Annotated in this window: 15 protein-coding genes and 3 pseudogenes; 7 read left to right on the top strand and 11 right to left on the bottom strand. The window is 67.2% G+C overall.

Annotation, left to right across the window (positions count from 1 at the left end; translation table 11 throughout):
• Nucleotides 1-218: 218 nt before the first annotated feature.
• Genes KBX37_RS28470 through KBX37_RS28480 form a run of 3 tightly spaced genes read right to left on the bottom strand, consistent with a single transcriptional unit; the run spans nucleotide 219 to nucleotide 2,484 of the window.
• Nucleotides 219-1,196, bottom strand: a complete 978-nt coding sequence (locus KBX37_RS28470; protein WP_210778980.1) for an ABC transporter permease subunit — start codon at nucleotides 1,194-1,196, stop codon at nucleotides 219-221.
• Nucleotides 1,193-2,092: an ABC transporter ATP-binding protein gene (locus tag KBX37_RS28475; RefSeq protein WP_210778981.1), complete on the bottom strand. Its 900-nt coding sequence runs from the start codon at nucleotides 2,090-2,092 to the stop codon at nucleotides 1,193-1,195. Before KBX37_RS28475 ends, KBX37_RS28470 begins: the two co-directional genes overlap by 4 nt.
• The gene (locus KBX37_RS28480; protein ID WP_210778982.1) at nucleotides 2,089-2,484 is read right to left on the bottom strand and encodes a GntR family transcriptional regulator; all 396 of its coding nucleotides are present in this window, start codon (nucleotides 2,482-2,484) and stop codon (nucleotides 2,089-2,091) included. The genes KBX37_RS28475 and KBX37_RS28480 overlap by 4 nt, the downstream gene beginning before the upstream one ends.
• Before the next feature lie 414 nt (nucleotides 2,485-2,898).
• Here KBX37_RS28480 and KBX37_RS28485 point away from each other — a divergent pair, with 414 nt between their 5' ends.
• Nucleotides 2,899-5,151, top strand: coding sequence for a GDSL-type esterase/lipase family protein (locus KBX37_RS28485; RefSeq protein WP_210778983.1), 2,253 nt, complete (start codon nucleotides 2,899-2,901; stop codon nucleotides 5,149-5,151).
• Nucleotides 5,152-5,995: 844 nt separating this feature from the next.
• Here KBX37_RS28485 and KBX37_RS28490 read toward each other — a convergent pair.
• Nucleotides 5,996-6,670, bottom strand: a pseudogene (locus KBX37_RS28490) (cytidylate kinase family protein).
• A gap of 228 nt (nucleotides 6,671-6,898) precedes the next feature.
• Between KBX37_RS28490 and KBX37_RS28495 the strand changes: the two are divergent.
• Complete coding sequence (locus tag KBX37_RS28495) at nucleotides 6,899-7,369, top strand: UPF0158 family protein (RefSeq protein WP_210778984.1); 471 nt, start codon at nucleotides 6,899-6,901, stop codon at nucleotides 7,367-7,369.
• Nucleotides 7,370-7,603: 234 nt separating this feature from the next.
• Here the strand turns inward: KBX37_RS28495 and KBX37_RS35720 are convergent, their stop codons facing one another.
• On the bottom strand, nucleotides 7,604-8,986 hold the full coding sequence (locus KBX37_RS35720) for a DUF4241 domain-containing protein (protein ID WP_210778985.1): 1,383 nt from the start codon (nucleotides 8,984-8,986) through the stop codon (nucleotides 7,604-7,606).
• Between the two features lie 566 nt (nucleotides 8,987-9,552).
• Here KBX37_RS35720 and KBX37_RS28505 point away from each other — a divergent pair.
• Nucleotides 9,553-9,840, top strand: a complete 288-nt coding sequence (locus KBX37_RS28505; RefSeq protein ID WP_074310625.1) for a hypothetical protein — start codon at nucleotides 9,553-9,555, stop codon at nucleotides 9,838-9,840.
• A 280-nt stretch (nucleotides 9,841-10,120) separates the two neighbouring features.
• Here KBX37_RS28505 and KBX37_RS28510 read toward each other — a convergent pair whose 3' ends face one another.
• Nucleotides 10,121-11,017 (bottom strand): hypothetical protein, encoded by an 897-nt coding sequence (locus KBX37_RS28510; protein ID WP_210778986.1) that lies wholly within the window; start codon nucleotides 11,015-11,017, stop codon nucleotides 10,121-10,123.
• Between the two features lie 195 nt (nucleotides 11,018-11,212).
• Nucleotides 11,213-11,332 (bottom strand): annotated as a pseudogene (locus tag KBX37_RS34935) (DUF2332 domain-containing protein); the annotation flags it as partial.
• A 38-nt stretch (nucleotides 11,333-11,370) separates the two neighbouring features.
• Here KBX37_RS34935 and KBX37_RS28515 point away from each other — a divergent pair.
• The 3 genes from KBX37_RS28515 to KBX37_RS28525 all read left to right on the top strand — a co-directional run bounded on the left by KBX37_RS28515 (nucleotide 11,371) and on the right by KBX37_RS28525 (nucleotide 13,588).
• Nucleotides 11,371-12,024 (top strand): DUF4304 domain-containing protein, encoded by a 654-nt coding sequence (locus KBX37_RS28515; protein WP_210778987.1) that lies wholly within the window; start codon nucleotides 11,371-11,373, stop codon nucleotides 12,022-12,024.
• 269 nt (nucleotides 12,025-12,293) lie between these two features.
• Nucleotides 12,294-12,776: a hypothetical protein gene (locus tag KBX37_RS28520; RefSeq protein WP_210778988.1), complete on the top strand. Its 483-nt coding sequence runs from the start codon at nucleotides 12,294-12,296 to the stop codon at nucleotides 12,774-12,776.
• On the top strand, nucleotides 12,767-13,588 hold the full coding sequence (locus KBX37_RS28525) for a DUF4184 family protein (protein ID WP_210778989.1): 822 nt from the start codon (nucleotides 12,767-12,769) through the stop codon (nucleotides 13,586-13,588). The genes KBX37_RS28520 and KBX37_RS28525 overlap by 10 nt, the downstream gene beginning before the upstream one ends.
• Before the next feature lie 792 nt (nucleotides 13,589-14,380).
• Here KBX37_RS28525 and KBX37_RS28530 read toward each other — a convergent pair.
• From KBX37_RS28530 to KBX37_RS28545, 4 genes are all read right to left on the bottom strand, one after another.
• Complete coding sequence (locus tag KBX37_RS28530; protein WP_374103920.1) at nucleotides 14,381-14,752, bottom strand: ArsR/SmtB family transcription factor; 372 nt, start codon at nucleotides 14,750-14,752, stop codon at nucleotides 14,381-14,383.
• Between the two features lie 353 nt (nucleotides 14,753-15,105).
• Nucleotides 15,106-15,660 (bottom strand): SMI1/KNR4 family protein, encoded by a 555-nt coding sequence (locus KBX37_RS28535; protein ID WP_374103921.1) that lies wholly within the window; start codon nucleotides 15,658-15,660, stop codon nucleotides 15,106-15,108.
• A 555-nt stretch (nucleotides 15,661-16,215) separates the two neighbouring features.
• Nucleotides 16,216-16,644 carry a carboxymuconolactone decarboxylase family protein gene (locus KBX37_RS28540; RefSeq protein ID WP_210778991.1) on the bottom strand — a complete coding sequence of 143 codons (429 nt, stop codon included), beginning with the start codon at nucleotides 16,642-16,644 and terminating at the stop codon, nucleotides 16,216-16,218.
• A 295-nt stretch (nucleotides 16,645-16,939) separates the two neighbouring features.
• Nucleotides 16,940-17,539 carry an AAA family ATPase gene (locus KBX37_RS28545; RefSeq protein ID WP_210778992.1) on the bottom strand — a complete coding sequence of 200 codons (600 nt, stop codon included), beginning with the start codon at nucleotides 17,537-17,539 and terminating at the stop codon, nucleotides 16,940-16,942.
• A gap of 77 nt (nucleotides 17,540-17,616) precedes the next feature.
• Between KBX37_RS28545 and KBX37_RS28550 the strand changes: the two are divergent.
• Nucleotides 17,617-18,396, top strand: a pseudogene (locus KBX37_RS28550) (transposase).
• Nucleotides 18,397-18,556: the final 160 nt, after the last annotated feature.

Consider the following 18,556-nt stretch of genomic DNA (forward strand, 5'->3'; position numbering starts at 1 on the left):
TCCGGTCGAGTCTTGACCCCGACCCCTTACCGGCGTTTGCCTGCACCGAGCCGGGAATCAGCACAAACCGGTCGCAAGCAGTCCGACCAAGAAGGGTTGACACGGCCCCACTCCTTCAGGAATGACACTCCCCCTCGCCGGTGCCTGCCCCACCTGCAAAACCCGTTTCCCCACCAGACGAAAACCCCGAAGCCGTATCCGATCATGACAAAGCACTACTAGATCATACGGCGCCGTACCCGCCACACCACCACACCGATCAGGACCGCCGCGACGGCGATGAACAGGGCCGCCTCGATGAGCTGGAACGTCCAGAACCGGTCGGCCGGGTGGTAGACCCCGAACTGCTGGACGCCCCGCGCGTGCAGGAACTGGTTGAGGTTGGTGCCTGCCCGGTTGGCGGCACCCTCCAGCTCGTAGTACTCGGTCCAGCTCAGCCTGCGCCCGGTGGCGTCTGCGTAGCCGTGTTCGATCACCCAGTCAGCGAAGCTGGGCACGGGCCGGTGCCCCGCCTGGTCCTTCGAGCCGCCGACGGGGACCGGCTCCATGGTGGTGAGCGGCGTGGCGTACGCGGGACGGGCCAACAGCGCCACCGCCATCCGGGCGGCGAGGAACGCCCCGAACGCGACGCCGAACGCGGGCAGGCTGCGCCGCAGGATCGCCCCCGCGGTGGTGGCGACGCCGAACGCGAACAGCGCGTACGCCACCGGAACAAGTCCCTCCAGGTCGAAGGCGTCGTACTGGAACCGCCCTTCCCACGCGTCGAATGGCTGACGGAACCAGGTGAGCACCGCGGTGAACATCCCGGTGAGCGTGACGGTGACGCCGGCCAGTGCCGCGAGCTTGGCCGCCAGCCAGCGCATCCGCGGCACGGCCTGCGTCCAGGCGAGCTGCCAGGTGCCGTCCTCCAGTTCGCGCGCGAGCAGCGGCGCACCGAGGAACGCACCGATGACGACGGGGACCAGATAGAAGCCCGCCAGGAGGTTCTCGACGTACCCGTACTCCTCGTCGAGCCGGCGGAAGGAGGCCGCGCAGGCCTCGTTGATACCGGCCTCTCCCGCACACCGGGCGGGACCGCCGGGGAACAGGTCGTGGGCCTGCGTCCCGAGCACGAGCAGGGCAATGCCGAACATGCCGACAAGCAGACCCAGGACGCAGACCTCGGTCCGGTGCTGGCGCCAGATCAACCACGTCATGCCGCCACCCCCGACGTGACCGCGGCGCTCGGCTCGGACGGCCGGCGCAGGTACGCCAGCACCAGGTCCTCCAGCGCGACCGGCTGGGCCTGCCACCCAGGCGCGGCCGGGATCGCGCCGTCGCGTACCAGCAGGGTCGTGTGCCGGTCGCTGTGGACGGCCTCCACGACGGCGCTGGCCCGGTCGAGGTCGGTGGCCGTGCGCGGGCCGACGAGCAGCCGGTGCTCGGCGAGGAGGGTGTCGATGTCACCGGTGAGCGTGACCCGGCCGTGGTTAAGCACGACCAGGTGGTCGCAGACGCGCTCCAGCTCGTGCACGACGTGGGAGGAGAACAGGACGGTCACCCCGCCTTCGGCCACTGCGCCCATGAGGACCTGCAGGAACTCGTGCCGGGCCAGCGGGTCGAGGCTGGCCACCGGCTCGTCGAGGACAAGCAGGTCCGGCCGCTTCGCCAGGGCCAGAGCCAACGCGACCTGGGCCTGCTGCCCGCCGGAGAGCGTACCGGCCCTGCGGTCGAGCGGGATGCCCAGCTTCGCCAGCCGGCGCTCGGCCAGCCCCTGGTCGAACCGCAGGTTGCAGGCCCGGCCGAAGCGGAGCATCTCGGCGACGGTGAAGCGCTTGTACAGCGGGTGGTCCTGGGCCAGGAACCCGACCCGGGACAGAGTTTGCGGGGTGCTGGCGGTGACGTCGTGGCCGAGGACCTCCACCGTGCCGGTGCTCGGTGCCAGCAACCCGACGACCAGGCGCAGCAACGTGGTCTTGCCCGCGCCGTTCGGCCCGACGAGGGCGATCACGCCGCCCGCCGGCAGGGCCAGGGTGCAGTCGCGCAGCGCCCAGCCCCTCCGGTACCGCTTGCCCACACCGTCGGTGCGCAGCGCGAACTCGGTCGCTGTCACGCCACGTCCTCATTCCTCGTCTGCTGGTGGACGGAAGCAAAAAGCGCGTTGACCGCCTGCTCGTCGAGGCCGGCCGCGTAGGCGCGGCGCAGCCAGGTCGCCAGGCCGCGGCGCAGCGACGTGTACGTCGATGCCGGCATCGCGGCCGACTGCTGTTCATTGACGAACGTGCCCTGGCCGGGCCGGCCGGTGACCAGGTTCTCCTGCTCCATCTGCCGGTACGCCTTGGCGACGGTGTTCGGATTGATCGCCAGGTCCTCGACCACCTCGCGGATGAGCGGGAGGCGGTCACCGGGTTGGAGAAAGCCCAGCAGCACCGCCTGGCGGACCTGCTGGACGAGTTGCAGGTACGGCGGCACGCCGGAGTGGGTGTCGAGCCGGAAGACGAACACGGTAGCCCCTTGCTGCTTTACTAGTGCCATAGTAAAGCAGCAAGTTGGCGGTCAAGAGAGCCGACGCGCCCGCACGACCGCGGCACCGGATCCGGGCGCACGCCTGCCCCGACCGCCGGCGTCGACATCAAAGTCGTCTCCGACCAACTCGGCCACTCCACCACCACACTCACCCGCGACACCTACCAAAGCGTCGTCAAGACGGGGCGACCTCCGGCGGCCGCTGGAGCGCGGGTTGCGCATCCTGACGATCAGCGGGATCTAGCTGGCGCGGTCGCGGGGGCGGTAGGGCAGCCAGGTATTCGTGGTTGCCTATTGTGCCGGCCCGAGACATAGGCAAAGCTGATTACCCACACGACGTGACCGGGGGGCACACCCGTCGTGTTTGGGTCCCCCGCACAGTTGGGGGAACCGATGAGACTCAGGCCGCTTATCGTTGCGTTACTGCTCGCCGCGGCCGGAGGTGTGGTCGCCACGCCGACCGCGACCGCGGCGCCGGCGGCCGCCTCGCAGGCGAGCGCCCTCGCGGCGGGCACGCAGACCCTGATCGCCGGACAGTTCAACATGGCCGGTGGTCATCCGGAGCACGGCTTCAAGGGCGACGTGGTGGCCGATGCGCTGGCCCAGGACATCAACCGGCGGGTGCCACAGCTCGGGTTCCTGACCATCAACGAGGGCTGCCTCGACTGGCTGGAACGGATCGAAGCGCAACTGCCAGACACGTACACGGTGCGCTTCGACCCGATCCGAAGCGGCAGCGGCCAGGTGGCGAACTGCAAGCACGAGTCGCCGTTCGGCAACGCCATCATTTACAACACCAGCGTCCTGGTCAACCCGCAGCCCGTGGCGCATGACCTGGGCGCGCTGGAAGGCTCGGAGAAGCGGGAAATGCTGTGCCTGCGATCCGTCGCCAGGATGCTGGTGGTCTGCACCGCGCACCTCGTCGCCTCGGGTGAGAACGTCGAGCAGCGCCGGCGGGAGGCGGCAGAGGTCAAGCGGGTGCTGGCGACCGACTATTCCAGCTACACCGTGCTGCTCGGTGGCGACCTGAACGACGACCCGCTCTCCCAGGCGACCAGCAACCTCTACCACAGTGGCTACGGAGGCATCCCGACCCAGGAGGCGCACGGCGCGTTCAAGGAAGCGTTCAGCCCCTGCCGCAACGAGATCAAGGTCAATTACTTGGGATCCGGCGGAGAGCAGAACTGGTGCCGAAGCGGTCTGGCCACCCACGGCATCAACAAGTACGACTACCTGTTCGTGCCGCCGGCGGCGATGGTCCACTCAGCGACCGTGGTGTCGTCACCGCACTCGGACCACAAGCAGATGTGGGCCGAGCTGACGATACCGTCCAGCATCGGGCCGCTCCTCGACTCGATCATGGTGGTCGGTGACTCGATCAGCCAGGGTCTCGAGGGCGACTACACCTGGCGCTACCGGCTCGCCCAACACTTGAAGTCAGCCGGTCGCGACGTGACCTTCGTCGGCCCCTACCGCGGCACCACCCGGCTGCCGAACAGCCAGCCGGCCAACTACCCCGAGGAGTCGGCGCCGCCGTACTTCAACGGGGTCTACCGGGACGGGCTCACCTTCGACAGCGACCACTTCGCCCAGTGGGGACGCCAGGCACACCAGGCCAAAGACGACATGTACTCGCGGGTGAGTCAGTACCAGCCGACCTACCTCCTGGTCGAGCTCGGATTCAACGACCTGGGCTGGGGCGTGTCCGACCCGGACGGGCTGATCGCCGACATGCGTACCCTGATCGCCAATGCCCGGGCCGGCAGGCCCAGCATCCGCATCCTGGTCGCCAATGTGCCCCAACGCACACCACTGGACGTGCAACCGGACCTGGGTACCAAGATCAGCGCGTACAACGCCAAGCTGGGGCCCGCGTTGCAGGCGCTGAACACGACGGCGTCACCGGTACGGCTGGTGGACTTCGCCACCGGCTACAACCCGTACACCGACGCCTATGACGGCCTGCACCCGAACCCACAGGGCGAACACAAGATCGCCAACGCGTTCGCCAACGTCCTGTGGAACCAGTTCCAGGTCGGTGCCACCTACAGCACCCCGTCCGGGACCATCCCGCCCCTGGTGCCCGCCGCGCCCGGCTGGATGCGGGCCGAGCTCACCGCCGCCGGGATCGACCTGGAGTGGCAGCACTCGTTCGGCGCCGGCGGCTACTGGTTCTATCAGCGCGACGCCACCGCCGGCGAGGCGTTCAAGGCGCTGCCGTTGCAGATTCCGGCCGACTCGTGGGGCGCCAGGTGGGTGATACCCGGCCACACCTACGAGTTCTACGTCGTGGCCACTCGCGGCGACGGGCAGGTCAGCGGGCCGTCGCCGATCGCTTCCGCCACCGTCGCCAACCAGCAGACTGCGGCCGGTCCGCCGAACATCGTCGCGACGCCCGGGCCGGGCTATATAGACGTACGCTGGGACGCCGCGACCGGGCCGTACAGCGAGACCGTGCACACGTACGTCGTCTACTACCTGGACAACTCCGAGCCGGGCGCCATCGTGTCGACGAAGTCCACCACCGGCCGCTCGATCCGGTTGTCCGGCCTGGTCAGCGGTCACTCGTACACCGTGGCCGTGTGCTCGGTCAACGCGGCCGGGGAAGGACTGCCCGCAGGGGGTCAGTCCGTCACCGTCGGCTAGCAAGTCCTTGCTGGATCTTGTCGCACTCCTGGGACCCGGAGAACGGGGGAGCAGGTTTGGAGCAGACGGGTGCATTGAACGGGGCTAAACAGCGTCCAACGGCACCGAACGGCACCCACCACGACTTGTGCATCCCCGTTTTCGCAGGTCAAAGTCTGTGCGGCGGCCTGCTTCACACGGAGTGCTCGGCCGTTCCGGACACAGCTGACCGGCGCGTCAGGCAACCCGGCCTGGCGTCGCCAGGTGTAGGGATCGTGCGGGCCGGTGCTCAGCCAGCCCTTTACCGTCGCCACGGCGGCGACGAAAGCCTCAACCAGCTCGCCGGCGGTTGCTACCTCCCACTGGGCTTCGCGGACTGGGTGCGTGTTGTGGTCTTGGGCGCACCAGCAAGCAACCTCAACTGCCGCGTTCACGACGAGGTTTGACGCAGGGCTCCAGGCGATGTCGAGTGTCAGCTCGAGCCAGTCGACGCCTGCGTTGTAGACAGTGACGGCCGTGTCGAGGAGCAGATGGCTGATGCCGCGGTCGTGTTGGGTCGGCGGTACGGCGTTCGCCGGGCACCAGTGCCATCCGCCGCGATCGGTGGGTGGACGTTGGCTGTCGAGGTCGTCAGCCGTCCTGCAGAGGTCACGTACAGCGGTCAGATAGCGCTCGGGAAGTACTTCGATCAATGGGACGCTTGCTAGCGACGGAACCGGTCCTGCCATGAAGTCGATGATCCGTCGTCGGTCAAGGATCCCGACGCGGGACGGTCCGGCATCCTCTTCTGCCGCGGACCGCGCGTCACGGACCGCAGCCGGCCGTCCAAGGGCGGCGGCGCACGGACGTGCCGAATTGAGGGCGGTCAGCGTGTTTGGGCTTCCCAGACCGGCTGCTGGGGCTCGTCGTTGTGCACGATGATGTCGACGTGATCGGTCGGACGGACCGTAGCGAAGTAGAACTTTTGGGAGGGGATGTAACGCTCGCGCCATCGCCGTTCGACTTCGGCCCGAGATGACACCCGGCGCTTTCGGATCACGGCACGATCCACAGTCTTCTCGAGCGCGGTCGACACGAAGATGCGCAGATCTCACCGATCAATCAGTTCCGGACGCATGAGGAAGACGCCGTCGAAGACCAGCACGGCGTCCGCGGGAGCAGTCGTGACCGGCGGGGACAGCGTAGTATCCGCCGTGCGGTCGTAGACCGCGTATTGGAAGCGTCGATCTCCGCCCGGGCCGAGCGGATCGAGCAGAACCCGGTTCAGCGCGTTGCAGTCGTGGGTGTCGAAGTAGCAGCCTTCGGCCGAGTACTCGCCGCGCGGATAGCGCTGTGCCCGGGGGAAGAGGAAATCGTCGATCGTCGCGCGGATGACGTCGCGGCCCTGTGTACGCAAGACGACGGCCAGCTCGTCGGCGAGGGTGGTCTTGCCGGCGGCGGGCGGTCCGTCGATGGCAACCCGCGTCGGGCGTGCGACTGTGACGGACCCGACTGCCTCAGCCAGGCGGCCGAGCATCTCGTCGCGGGTGCCTTGGTCCATGTCCGGCCCCGTCCTAGTCTCGCGAAGGCCGCCGGTCGAGCCGACCTTACGCGCGCCAGCCTTCTCGCGCCCGCCACCCCGAGTGAGCGAGATTGCCGCATGCGGAAGTGGCTGCGGTCACGGCGCAAACAGACTGTCATGCTAGCGCTGGTCGCTCGGTCTAGCGTGACCGGTCATGCCGCTGGTCGCGGATCGAAGCGCGGGCAGGAACGGGTTTATGGTGGCCGGATGCTTGACCTGGGCAGGCTAGACCTAGAGGAGATCGCCACCGCGCTCGAGGACCAGACCGACTACGAGCACCGATGGCTGATCAACCCGCAGACCGGCGAGATCGTGTTCTGGACGACGGACGGCGGCATCGACGGGCACACGCCCATCGACCTTGACGACGTCGGCTTGGTCGGTATTGATCCGCTGCCGTCCTACGTCTGGTACCAGGACATGGCCGACTTCGCCGAGAGGATCAGTGATGCGGCGGCCGGCGGCAGACTCGCGCGAGCGATCCAGGGCAAGGGCGCCTTCCGGCGGTTCAAGAACGAGTTGCACGAGGAGTATCCGCACCTACTGCCAGCGTGGTACGCCTTCCGTGGCGTGCGCGCAAAGCGGCGGGCTGTTGAATGGCTGGTCGACAACTCGCTGGTCGACGACGAAACGGGTGAGCGTTTCGTGGCCGAGCACCCAGATCCCGACCTTCCCTGAGCTGGCGCCCGCGCCGCGCGACTTCCTGTACGACGAACGCACGCATCTGCCGCCCTGCGCGCGCTCATGCCGAGATGAGGACGTTTGGCCGGCACGGTGACCGGCGGCGCGCATGCCGACTGCCGCTATTAGGACCTCTTTGTCCGGTCGGATCAGCGGGGCGGACCGGGACCTTCGGCCTGGACTCGCCGACGGGCTTCGCCAGGACCCGGACGCCGTTGGGCGGGCGGTGCGTCAGCGACGGCTGACCTGTTCCTTCTTGGCGGCGATGCTGGCACCAACGGTGGCCAGGAACTCGGCGGTTGCCTCGGGGTCTGCTGGCTTCGGCTCCGGTCGCACGCCGCTGCCCGTCGGGGTTGGGGTGAGGAAGACGGTGGTGTCGGGTGCGGTGGGCGGCAGGGGCCTCATGTCGTGGAGGACGAGCATGTCGGCCACCAGGCAGGTGACCTCGCCGTCGGCGGTGCGGCCGATCCAGACCGGGTAGGAGCCGTCGCCTATCCCGCTCGGGTAGGCGATCAGATTGGTGCCGGTGGCCGGGTCGGCGGCCTCCGTCTCCTTGTCATCGTCCCGGGCGCCGCTCTGTTGCCGGTGCTCGTACGCTGCGGCGAGGGCGTCCCGCCCTGACGCGTCCAGGAATGCGCCCATGCCGGTGTCCACTCCGAAGCCGTAGAACTCGTCGTCGCCGAGCAGCCGTATGTCCTGCCCGGGACGGACCGCGAGTTCCCAGCTTGCGGTGGGCTTGTCGAGGATCCGCAGCATGGCGGCGGTCGTCTCGTTCCAGCCTTCGCTCTCCCACCGCATGCCGGCGATCAGCAGGGGGTGGTCTCCCGCCGGGACCATTACCGTGTACGGCTCATCGCGGCTGCCGAGGGTGCTTGGGTCGGCGGCGATCACTGCGCCGGTAGGCACTCGCAGCACCCCGGCGGGTTGGGGTTCGGTAACGATCGCGACGCCGAACTCGGTGTCGGTGAACCGACTGCCCGGGGTGAACAGCGCCTCCAGATGGCGGGGGCGCAGGCCCGACGGAGCCCCCCACAGCGGCGTTGCGGCCTCCCGGTGCTCCTGGTCTTCCTTGTGCCTGGCGGGTACGAGCGTCACGTCGCCGGCACTGCGTTTGAAACCGAGCATCCGGCCGTCCGCGTACGCCGTCCAGTCGCCGAACGGGGCCCTGCGCAGGGTGCGGTGCCGCTCCGGGATGTCGTGGCTGGTCTGGAAAAGGCCGCCATGGTCCAGCTGCACATCGGCGGTGTCACTGTCCGGCCGGGCCGTGAGGGTGAAGTGCCAGCCGCGCTCGGGGAATTCCGGCTCGTCCGCAGACGCGTAGCGCCACTGCTCGTAGTGGCGCAGATCGAGCAGGCCCGGCTCGAGCTCGCGGTAGTCATAGGCACGGTCGCGGCGGCCGTGCTCGTCGAAGAGGAACAGGCCCAGGTAATGGCGCCCCCAGTCGATCTGCAGCAGCGCCCTAGGCCGCGCGTCGGCGGTGAGCAGCACCGCGTAAGGCTCTCCGGCCGAATCGCGCTTGCGCGCCCCTTCCACACCCATCACGCCGACGGGCTTTCGGCTCCCCGGCTCCCATCCCGCGCAGTGGGTGACCTCGACCGCGCTCTCCTCGGCCACGCCCTGCTCCGCTCTCTCAATCAGTGACGAGCTGATCCGGACAGTAGCCGCCACCACGGAGAGTCCGCCTACCAGCGCTAGGCAGGTCAGGAACACCAGACCGGATCGCCGGCGGCCGAAAGCCCCGCCGGCCGAACCGGACTTCCGCAGACTTCCCCATGAACCACCACGATCTGGAACTCCTCGGGCGCGGTCGGTCGCCCGAGCGTCACGGGCATCATGCTGGGTCGACATGACGTCATGATCCCATGGGTCTCCAGCCATCCATTCGGCTCCCGCCGCCGCAGACACGACCGCTTCTGCCGCCGATCGTGCGCGTCGACAACCTGCGAGGTGTCTGGGCCTGGTGCGGGCAAGTGCGGACGCGGTGGCGAGACGTCGGCCGAGCCGACGGGCTGTCGGCCGCCGAAGCTGCAGGTTCGGCGACCGGGGCCTAGCTCGGGCCGCGGCCAACGCACGGTCAACCCAAGGGGTGAGAGCAGATCAAGGTCGCTCCCGTGGCCGTTCGCGTTACGGGGCAGTTGTCGTGGCGCGAACGAGCGCAGTCCGGGATAGCCTTGGCGTATATGGCTACCTATCGCAGCGCCTCAGTGCTTCTCTCCTCGGACGGCACCAGGACCCCCGGCACCGCCGCGCTCTTCGCCGAGCCCGCCCGCAAGGGTGGGACCCCGCCGTGGGCAGGCGACTTCCGACCCGCCAACAGCGCCGGCAATGGCCCCAAAAACGCGGTCGGGAAGACCTTTACGTTGGAGCTGCCCGACGGCAGCACCGGCAAGGTCGTGGTCCAGAGCCTCAAGAGCGGGAAGGGAGGCGTCGTGCTGGCGTTGATGGGCGAGGACGCACCCCCCTTCTGATCAGGAAACTGATCGCCGCCGAGGCCACCGGCTGGAGGCGGCCGGTATGCGACCCTGTCGATGTCAATGCGTTCGGATAGCTGCCGGGCGCATTGCCTTACCCGTGGCTGGGCGTCGACGAAGGTCAGGTGTACTGATCTAGCCGCGAGGTGCGCGTTGATCCGAGCGTCACCGAAGTGCACACATGCCGACAACAGTGCGTGTCGCTGTCGCATGCGGAGGCGCGACCGAACTCTGCGCGCCGCGTGCGCCGGGGGCGGTTCAGAGGCGGGCGAGAGCGTTACCGTGGCCGGTGTCCCGAAGGTGCGCTCAGCCATCGCTCCGCCCGGCGGCGTTTGTCGTCGTCGCCGGACTCCCTCGCTGCCGTCAGCAGGCGTACCCGCAGCTCTGCCGGGACTTTGGCGATATCCCTCGCCTGGTGTTTGCGGGTCTTCCAGCCGCACAGGTGCCGCACGGCGCCGGCGTCGATGCGAGCGTCCGTGGGGTAGGCCTGCAGGGCTCGGACGAGGTGGGCGATCGGCGTTTCGGCGAGCGCTGGCTCCGGCAGTCCTTCGTGTACTGGGAAGCCGGAACAGCGCCCCGTTCCGGAGCCATACCAGGCAAGCATGACGCCAGCCCGTTCGACCGGATCCGGAATCGCTTCTTCAACGCGCTGGGCGACCAGCCGGTGTATCCCCTCGGGAAGTAGTCCGTCGGTGCTGCCGGCGTCCACTGCCACATCTAGGAGGTCACGTACTGAGGCGGGTGCAGCGGCCCTCCACCGCTGCTCCGCGAGCCGCTGCTCGTGGCGTTCCCATTGCCGCTGTTCCTCCTGCACCAACGGACCTTCGACCCCCTGCTCAGCGAGCCAGCGCAGCACCGCGCCGCCATCGCGCAGCATGGCGTCGCCGTCCCAGCCCGACCAGCGCAGGTAGTTGGCGTGATGAAATCCCACGGCCGCGGTCAGCCGCCCGCTGCGGTCGAAGAACTCGAAGGCGAGGTCGCCGTGACACATGCAGTACCCGTCGGTCGTCTGCTCGACGGCCAAGGCCCGGATTAGCTGGCGAACTGCCGCCGGCTCAGCCACCTCCAGCAGCACATCCTCGCCCAGCACCCGGACACCGGACACCCCGCCATCGGTCACCCGAACTCGCGCGGCGCTGCGCAGCACCTCGTCGAGGGCGGCTTCCGAAATCACCCCGTTATTCTGCGGTCGCAGCGCCCTGTTGACGAGACCCGCCCCTCGCGACGTCCTCTTCTAGTCTAGAGCCGCTGATCGGGGTTTGTTCATGCCGGACGTGATGCACGGTCATGCCGATGAGCGGACTTTGGACAGCCTCAAACATCGCGACCATGGTCCGGCTCAGCACCACGCTGCGAATCGCTGGCGGAATCACGCGAACCAGATGATCGCCTGCTCGTGTGGGGCGCTCCAGGCCAGCGGCATCCCGTCCAGGGCGAGTACGTTGTGCAACGCGACGCCTGGCGGCTCCGGCAGCGATTCGTAGGGCAGCGCGTCCGCGTCGCGATGCGGTCTGAGAAGGTGTGTCCATGACGGCGCAGGCAGCGCTCAGGGCGGCGCTACGTGACGTGGTCGCGCCTGCAGCAAGGGCCGAGGGGTTCAAGGGGTCTGCGCCCACCTGGCGAATGACCAACGCTCTAGGTGACTGGGCTGTGGTCAACGTGCAGTCGTCCGCATGCAGCACCTCGGAGTCGCTCCGGTGCGTCATCAATCTCGCTGTTGCGCCCGCGCCATGGCTCGCTTGGCAGCAGCAATCTCTCGGGTCACTCCCCAAAGCAATCAATGAACCGCTGGGCCTGTACCGCCACCGACTGCACCCCACCGGCACGCCTCCTGGCACGGACGGCTGGTGGGAGATCAGCGGCGAGAGGGGAGATCCATCGGCGGCGGCAATCGACATGACCGCGCAACTGGCTATTCGCGGCTGGCCAACCCTGAAGCGGCTGATGGACCGAGAAGCACTACTCGACCAGATCCGCTCCGGAGACCTCGGACGCATGAAAGCCAAGAACTTCGAGGTCTTCTTTGCTCGGGCAGAGGCCCTCATGCTCGCCGAGAATGGCTCCAGCCCACGGCTCGAAGAACTCCTGAGCTACGCCACGGCTAACGTCATTCCTGCCCAGTATGACAACGCCGTGAGATTCGCCGAATGGGTGCGGACCCGCGCAGCATGCTCAGGGTGAGGTTCTGGCGACGTCCGCTAATGCCGCCGACCAGGCGCCACGCTCCATGAGCCGGATGGGTCAACGCACTCTCAGACGCAAATCATGGCCGACCCTCCATCCGCGAGGATGCCCTGACAATGATTGACGATGTGTGCGAGGAGGTTGCGGAGCGGCTTCTGTTGGCGACGTCCGAGATTCGCGACATCATGAGCGACCGCGGCTACGACGACTGACATGGGGGTTGTGGGAGGGAACAAGGATCGGTTGATCTACAGGAAGGTGCTGTTGTGAGCGACCAGAGCACCGCTAGGCAGACCACTGCCGTCGCGCCTCCGGCGGACGTGCGTCGCATCGACACCGAGTCCGATGCTCGCGATCTCGCTCACCGTGTGCTGACTCCCGGCCGACGTCGGTGGCCGGTTGTGGTGCTGACGATTTCCGCTGGGCAGCAGGAGCCGTTCGGGATCCGCACGAGGTCAAGGACGGTCGGGGACTTGGCTGAGGTCGTGCTGATGCCCACGAGCGATGTCTCCTGGGCGTTCTCACGGGAGATGAAGTGCTGGGAGGCCCTGCGCGACTACGGCCGCATCGCCCGCACATTGACCGAAACCGCGTTTGCGATCGCGCACCTGCAAAACATCGCCCACACCGGCTGGGCACCAGCGCTGGCTGCGAGCAATGCCTTCAGTTGCGAGACGTCCTCAGGTGCGGCGCGCCACGAGACACCGCCACTATTGATCCTGGATGGGAAGATGCGCGGATGCCGCTGACCTTCCCGTCGCACCCGGGCGTGGTGCTCCCGCTCAAGCTCTGGCGGCCCCGCTGGTTCGACGGTGTCGCGCTGACGACCGGGGCGGTCGCACCCGACGTCAGATATGCGTTCCTCGGGGTCGGACCGGAGTGGCAGAGCCACACTCTCACCGCATTGGTGTGGTGGTGTCTGCCAGTGGCGCTGCTCGGCGCGTGGCTCGTCCGCGCCACCGGTGCGACCCTCGCCGCTCACCTACCCCACCTCGGCCCGCTCGCGCTGCCCGACTACGGGGTGCTTGCCACAGTGCGCCACCCCTGGCAGATCACCGCCGGGTCGGCGCTGCTCGGCGCGGCCAGTCACATCGCCTGGGACTACCTAACCCACACCGTGGCGTGGCTGCGCATCCTATTCGGCATCGACTGGGACCAGGTCAGCGACGTCGCCTGGTGGACGGTGTCCGACATTCCCAGCAGCATCGTCGGCGGGTTGTTCACATTCGGCGTCGCCGTCGCGGTTGGCCGCCGCCGGCTGCTACGCGTCTGGCACGGCAACCCACCGCCAGTCCGCACCCGCCCGATGGTGTTCTGGTCCGTCGCGGGAGCCGTTGCCATCATCGGGTACGCCCTGACCCCGCTGCTTCCAGCCGAGGAGCTGCCATGGGCGACTGTAGTACGGCTGCTGTGTGTCACGGCCGGGGCGCTGCTCGTCGCCGCCGTAGCGGTGCAAGCGATGAACGCTAAGAGCGCCCCCGCTGAGACACCCAAGGTGGCGCGTGGGAGCCGTTCGGAACCACCACCTTCGTCACCAGGCGCCTCGCCGCAGCCACGATAAACGGCTACCCGGTCGCCTCGGCGGTACGCTGCTGCGCCTCATGTATGTAACCTTCTTAAGGGGCTATGAGGAGGGGTGGGCGACGCTCTGCTCGCCAAGCTGAAGGAGAAGTTGGTCAGCGACCACGGTAGTGAACCGCCCCGGGTTTGGTAGCGGCCCGACCTCTTGTGGAGGACACAGCCTGTGGGGCTCGAATACCCGGTTCGGCCGTCTGAAGTGCGCCACCACGGACAGCAGCACCGCTGCCGTGATGCCCACCCGAACGGAATCAGCCCGGGTAGTCCGTCCGCGATCCCGGCCCCTATCCGCCAGATTCGAGCCGGTGGTGGAATTAAGAGGCTTTACACATCGGTTCCTCGCGTACACCTTTCCGTCTCGCTTGCCGAACCTGGGCCGTCTGGCAGTGCCAGCCCATCCCGGCGTTGTCGAGGCTGCTTCCCACCATCCCGCGCGTTCCCGCGGTCCGGCTGCCTCCAGCTTCACGCCCGCTGCTACGACAGCAGACGGGTGAAGGTCTCTCACCTCCACTCGACCGATAGCGCCTCGCGGCGCACAATGCCGTTCCACCAGCGCCCCGCCACTTCCCGCACCACCGCATCGTACAAGCGTTCGACTGCGCTGTTTGGCGAACCGGCGGACGAGGGCGGTGTGGCGGCTGGGGCCGCCTTCGGCACCAACCAGCACTTCACGCTTAAGCAGAACACACTGTGCCGCCACCACCTCGACGACTTCGGCGTCTGCCGACCTACGGCCTTGGAACCCTGCACCGGTGTCGACCTTCGGCAGTGCCGCTCAGCGGGCCTTCTTCGTCGCCCGCTTGCGCGCCGGCGTCAACAGCTCGGCGACCGCCGTGATCGCGGACGGCACCAGGCGGTAGTACACCCAGACGCCGCGCTTGTCGCGCTCGAGAAGGCCGGCCTCGGTGAGGATCCGAAGGTGATGACTCACGGTCGGCTGGGAGAGACCAAGCGGCGCGGTGAGGTCACTCACGGACGCCTCACCCTCCGGAGCGGACTGGATCAGACTAAGCAGTCGCAGCCGGGCCGGGTCGGCGAATGCCTTCAGCACTCCCGCAAGCCGCTCGGCATCGGCGCGCTTGATCGGCTCGCCAGCCAGCGGCGAGGTAACAGGCATAGCAGTTTTCGCAGCTCCCACGTCCTCCATCGTTGCACCAACACCATCAATAGGCCGTGGAACCAGGACCGGGTCACCGTCCGTTCGCGGGCAGGGAGCAGTGTTAACTCGTCCCGGCCGTGTCCGTCGCCGGGACGAGCGAGTGTCTGCGTTTGTCCAGCGTGTCGGGATCTTGGGTCACTCGGCATGATGATCCGGGGGACCGAGCGAGGTGCGAGCATGCCCGGATCGTGTGACGTGGTGGTCGTTGGAAGTGGCTAGGCGGGCCTGGCGGCGCGCTACTACCTACGCCGCGAGGGGCGTGGCGCACTTCTGGAATTCCGTGCGTCTCTTTCTCCCTCGCCGAGTACAGCCCGCTACCAGGTCGGGGCGATTCCTCGCCGTCATTGCCAGGTCAGGACCCCTTCATCAACGACTGGTTGGTAATCACGCCGAGCTTGGCCAGAATGCAGCGATTCCAGCACATCCCTCACAAGTGACGTAACAGAGTTCCACCCTTCGGCTCGGCGTGATCCTTGTTCGGGCTCGGTGGCGAAGACATTTCCGTAACCGGCTCGGGATTGGTCATGGTTCAAAACGATCACCCCGCCACACCAATCAAGCCCAAAAGGGAACCAGTTCGGGCTCCAAGACATCAACGGATGATCCTGAAGGGCACTGCTATCTCCAGCACAGCGCAGCTGCCACTCAGACAGCGCATCCGATAGTCCGATGAATCCGAAGTCTGGTGCAATTTGCAGCGATTCGTCGGGGAGATTCGTAGTCCCGTCGTGCCAATAGAGCAGCTCGGCGAGCTCGACATGCAACGGGTGACCGAAAACGTCGGCCACCTCCGCCACCCGGCTTGGCGAGGCTGGAGGACGAAGACTGGCATACGATACAGGAGCGCGCCTCCTTAGCCACTCTTCCAAGGTTGCCAGGTCATCACTTAGCGACATCTTGCGCCCCTTAGTCAGCTAGAGGGGGCGGTGCGCGGACGCGCACCACCCCCTCTTATCCGTGCCTATGGCGCCTTGTCGATTGCCACATAGAAGGGATCCTTCTCGAGAATCCGATCGTGATCCAAAAAGTCTCCAAAATATCGTCCGGCCGCACTTGGGTAGCAAGGTGGGGTGTCGCGGGGTGGCCGGGGTGGGTTGGGGCGATTCTTGGGGGAAGTGTCCACCCCGGCCGGACCGGCTCGGCAACGCCGGTCCCCCTTATGGCGATGCCGGGTCAGATTCCGTTACAGCTCGGTCCGAATGCCGGGAATCGGGTGACCCCGTCGTTGGAGGCATTAAAGCCGCCGCGCGACGATGCCCAGGGTTCTCGCAACGAGTGACGAGCTGACGCGGCGTGGCGGGTGGGCCAAGCAGTTTGGGGGAGTCTGAATCCAGAGTCATGCCCGCTCGGGGCCCGGTAAAGACGTCAGCGCCTGAACGACGAGTTCGAGGTCGCCAGCAGGCAGACCGGCGGGCTGCCAGCCTGCTCCGATGACAGGGCCGGGTATCAACTCACACGGGAGGCGCCGTCGTGGGCATGGCACCCTCGGCGAGCTTGAGTCGCGTCCAGATGTTCATGTTGATCACAACGGCCACGATCTCCAGCATCTCGTCCTCCGTGAAGTGCGTAGCCATCCTGTCGTGTGCCTCCTGGACCCGGTTGTTGACGGTGGCGTCGGCGGCTCGGGTCAACGCCTCGGCGTAGGCCAGCGCGGCTCGCTCCTCCTCGGTGAACAGGTGCGTCTCCCACCACGCGGTAAGGGTCTCGACCTTGGACGGCGGGATGTCGGCGGTGCGGGCAGCGGCGTGGTGCACCAGAAGGCAGTAGCTGCAATTGTTGATCTGTGCGACGCGTAACCGCAGAAGCTGGGCCAGGGCCTGGTCCACCTGGAGTGTGGCGGTATGGCCGAAAGCTGCGGCCCCGGCGTTTGCCAGAGCCATGAGTTGCTCGTTTGACGTGGCGTTCAGTCGGACGTTCTGGATCCTGGTATCCAAGAGATGACCTCCTGTAGGTCACAACGACAACACCAGTGGTGGGGACGTCCGCGTCGGTGACAGCCGTATCGGGATTCCCAGCAGCGTTGATAGGCGGGCGTAGGCCGTGTACCGCGTCTTTCAGGTGCGCAAGCGTGGCGATTCGCGGGCATGACCCGCCGTATCACCCGCAGCAAACCGGCACGCCGTCAAGCCCGCCGCACCTTCACCTGGACCTGATCAACCCCATCTCAAACACGCTCTAAGAGACGTCTCGTAAATCGGGGCAGCTTGGGCGAGGCGATCGAGGAGATCCGTGATCGACGGCTGCTGTGCGTTGCTTGACGAACTCGACGCGAGAGGCGACATCGCTGCGGGGCAGGGTGCTGAGCTCGTAGCCATGGTGGGTGTAGGCGGCAACCATGGCCTCGTGGGTATGCATGGCTTCGGCAAAGTCTTGGTGTCGTTCGCTGTCGGTGGTGTAGATCTGCGGCCAGGGCGGGGCGATGAAAACCCGCTGGTGGTAGCGGAACAGCTGCGCTGCGGCTGTCACGTGCGCCGGAACGGGTTGGCCGAGCAGGAGGTAATAGCCGACCAGGTCCGGGATCCCCCGGTCGAAGAAGACGGGTCCGGCATGCTGGCTGGCTTGGCGGTAGGAGCGGATCTCCCAACTGAGCATGATCTCGGCGAACAGTCGTGAGTCCCCGTTGTGCAGCGCCTGCCCGCCGATCGACATCTGGTCCTGGATGATCTGTCGTCCCGCTTCGTCGACGCAGGCGTATCCGGCACGCCGCATCCTGTCAATCAGCGTGGTCTTGCCGGCTCCTGGTCCGCCGGTGATGACGATGTACTGGCTGCTCACTTCGTCCTCTCTGATGGGCGTCTACGTCTCGTAGCCCCGGCGTTTGTCCGCTGAGGATGATCACCGAGGATGCCCGGGTGCAGGTGATCTCCGCAGCCCGCCAGGAGTGGATCCTCCCGTTCACTGGGCTGACCCCCGCCCAGTTCCGCAAGCTGGTCCGCCTGGTCGCCCAGCATGGCGGAGACGGGATCGCTGACGGCCGGCCGGGCCGGCAGTGAGCCCTCGATCTTCCCGACCGGGTGCTGCTGGTGGCCGCGTACTGGCGCACGAACCTGACCATGCGGCAGATCGGCCCGCTGTTCGGAGTGTCGCATTCCGCCGCGCACCGGGTCATCGACACCCTCGGACCGCTGCTGGCCCTCGCACCAGTGCGCCGCCGGCCGGTCGACCAGATCGCCATCGTCGACGGCACCCTCATCCCGACCCGGGATCACCGCCTCGCGGCGCCGAGCAAGAACTACCGGTACTCGACGAACCTGCAGGTCGCCATCGACGCCAGCACCCGCCTGGTCATTGCCGTCGGAGACCCCCAGCCGGGCAACCGCAACGACACGATCGTCTACCGGACCTCCGGCATCGACCAGACTCTGGCCGGACGGCCCGTCATGGCCGACGGCGGCTACCGCGGCAACCCCGAGGTGATCATCCCGTACCGCAAGAACCGCGACGGCAGCCCACCACCGGCCTGGAAGCAGGACCTGAATGCCCAGCACCGCACCGTCCGAGCACAGGTCGAACACATCCTGGCCAGGATGAAGAACTGGAAGATCCTGCGCGACTACCGCCGCGCCGCCCGCACATTGACCGCTGCCGCTTCCGGCATCGCCAACCTGCACAACATCGCCCTGACCTGGTGACCACAGACCCGGCCGCAGACAACGCCTCCACCCTGTCAAGCCCCGGGTTTGATGGAGAGTTGGTTAGCTGGTTTTCAGGGGTCCGGTGACCGGGTGGGTCATCGTGTGTAGCGCCTCGTGCTCAGCCGGCGGGACGTGCCCGAGTTCGCCGTGCAGCCGG

The sequence above is a fragment of the Micromonospora sp. U56 genome (assembly GCF_018070095.1).
Taxonomy (GTDB): Bacteria; Actinomycetota; Actinomycetes; order Mycobacteriales; family Micromonosporaceae; genus Micromonospora; species Micromonospora purpureochromogenes.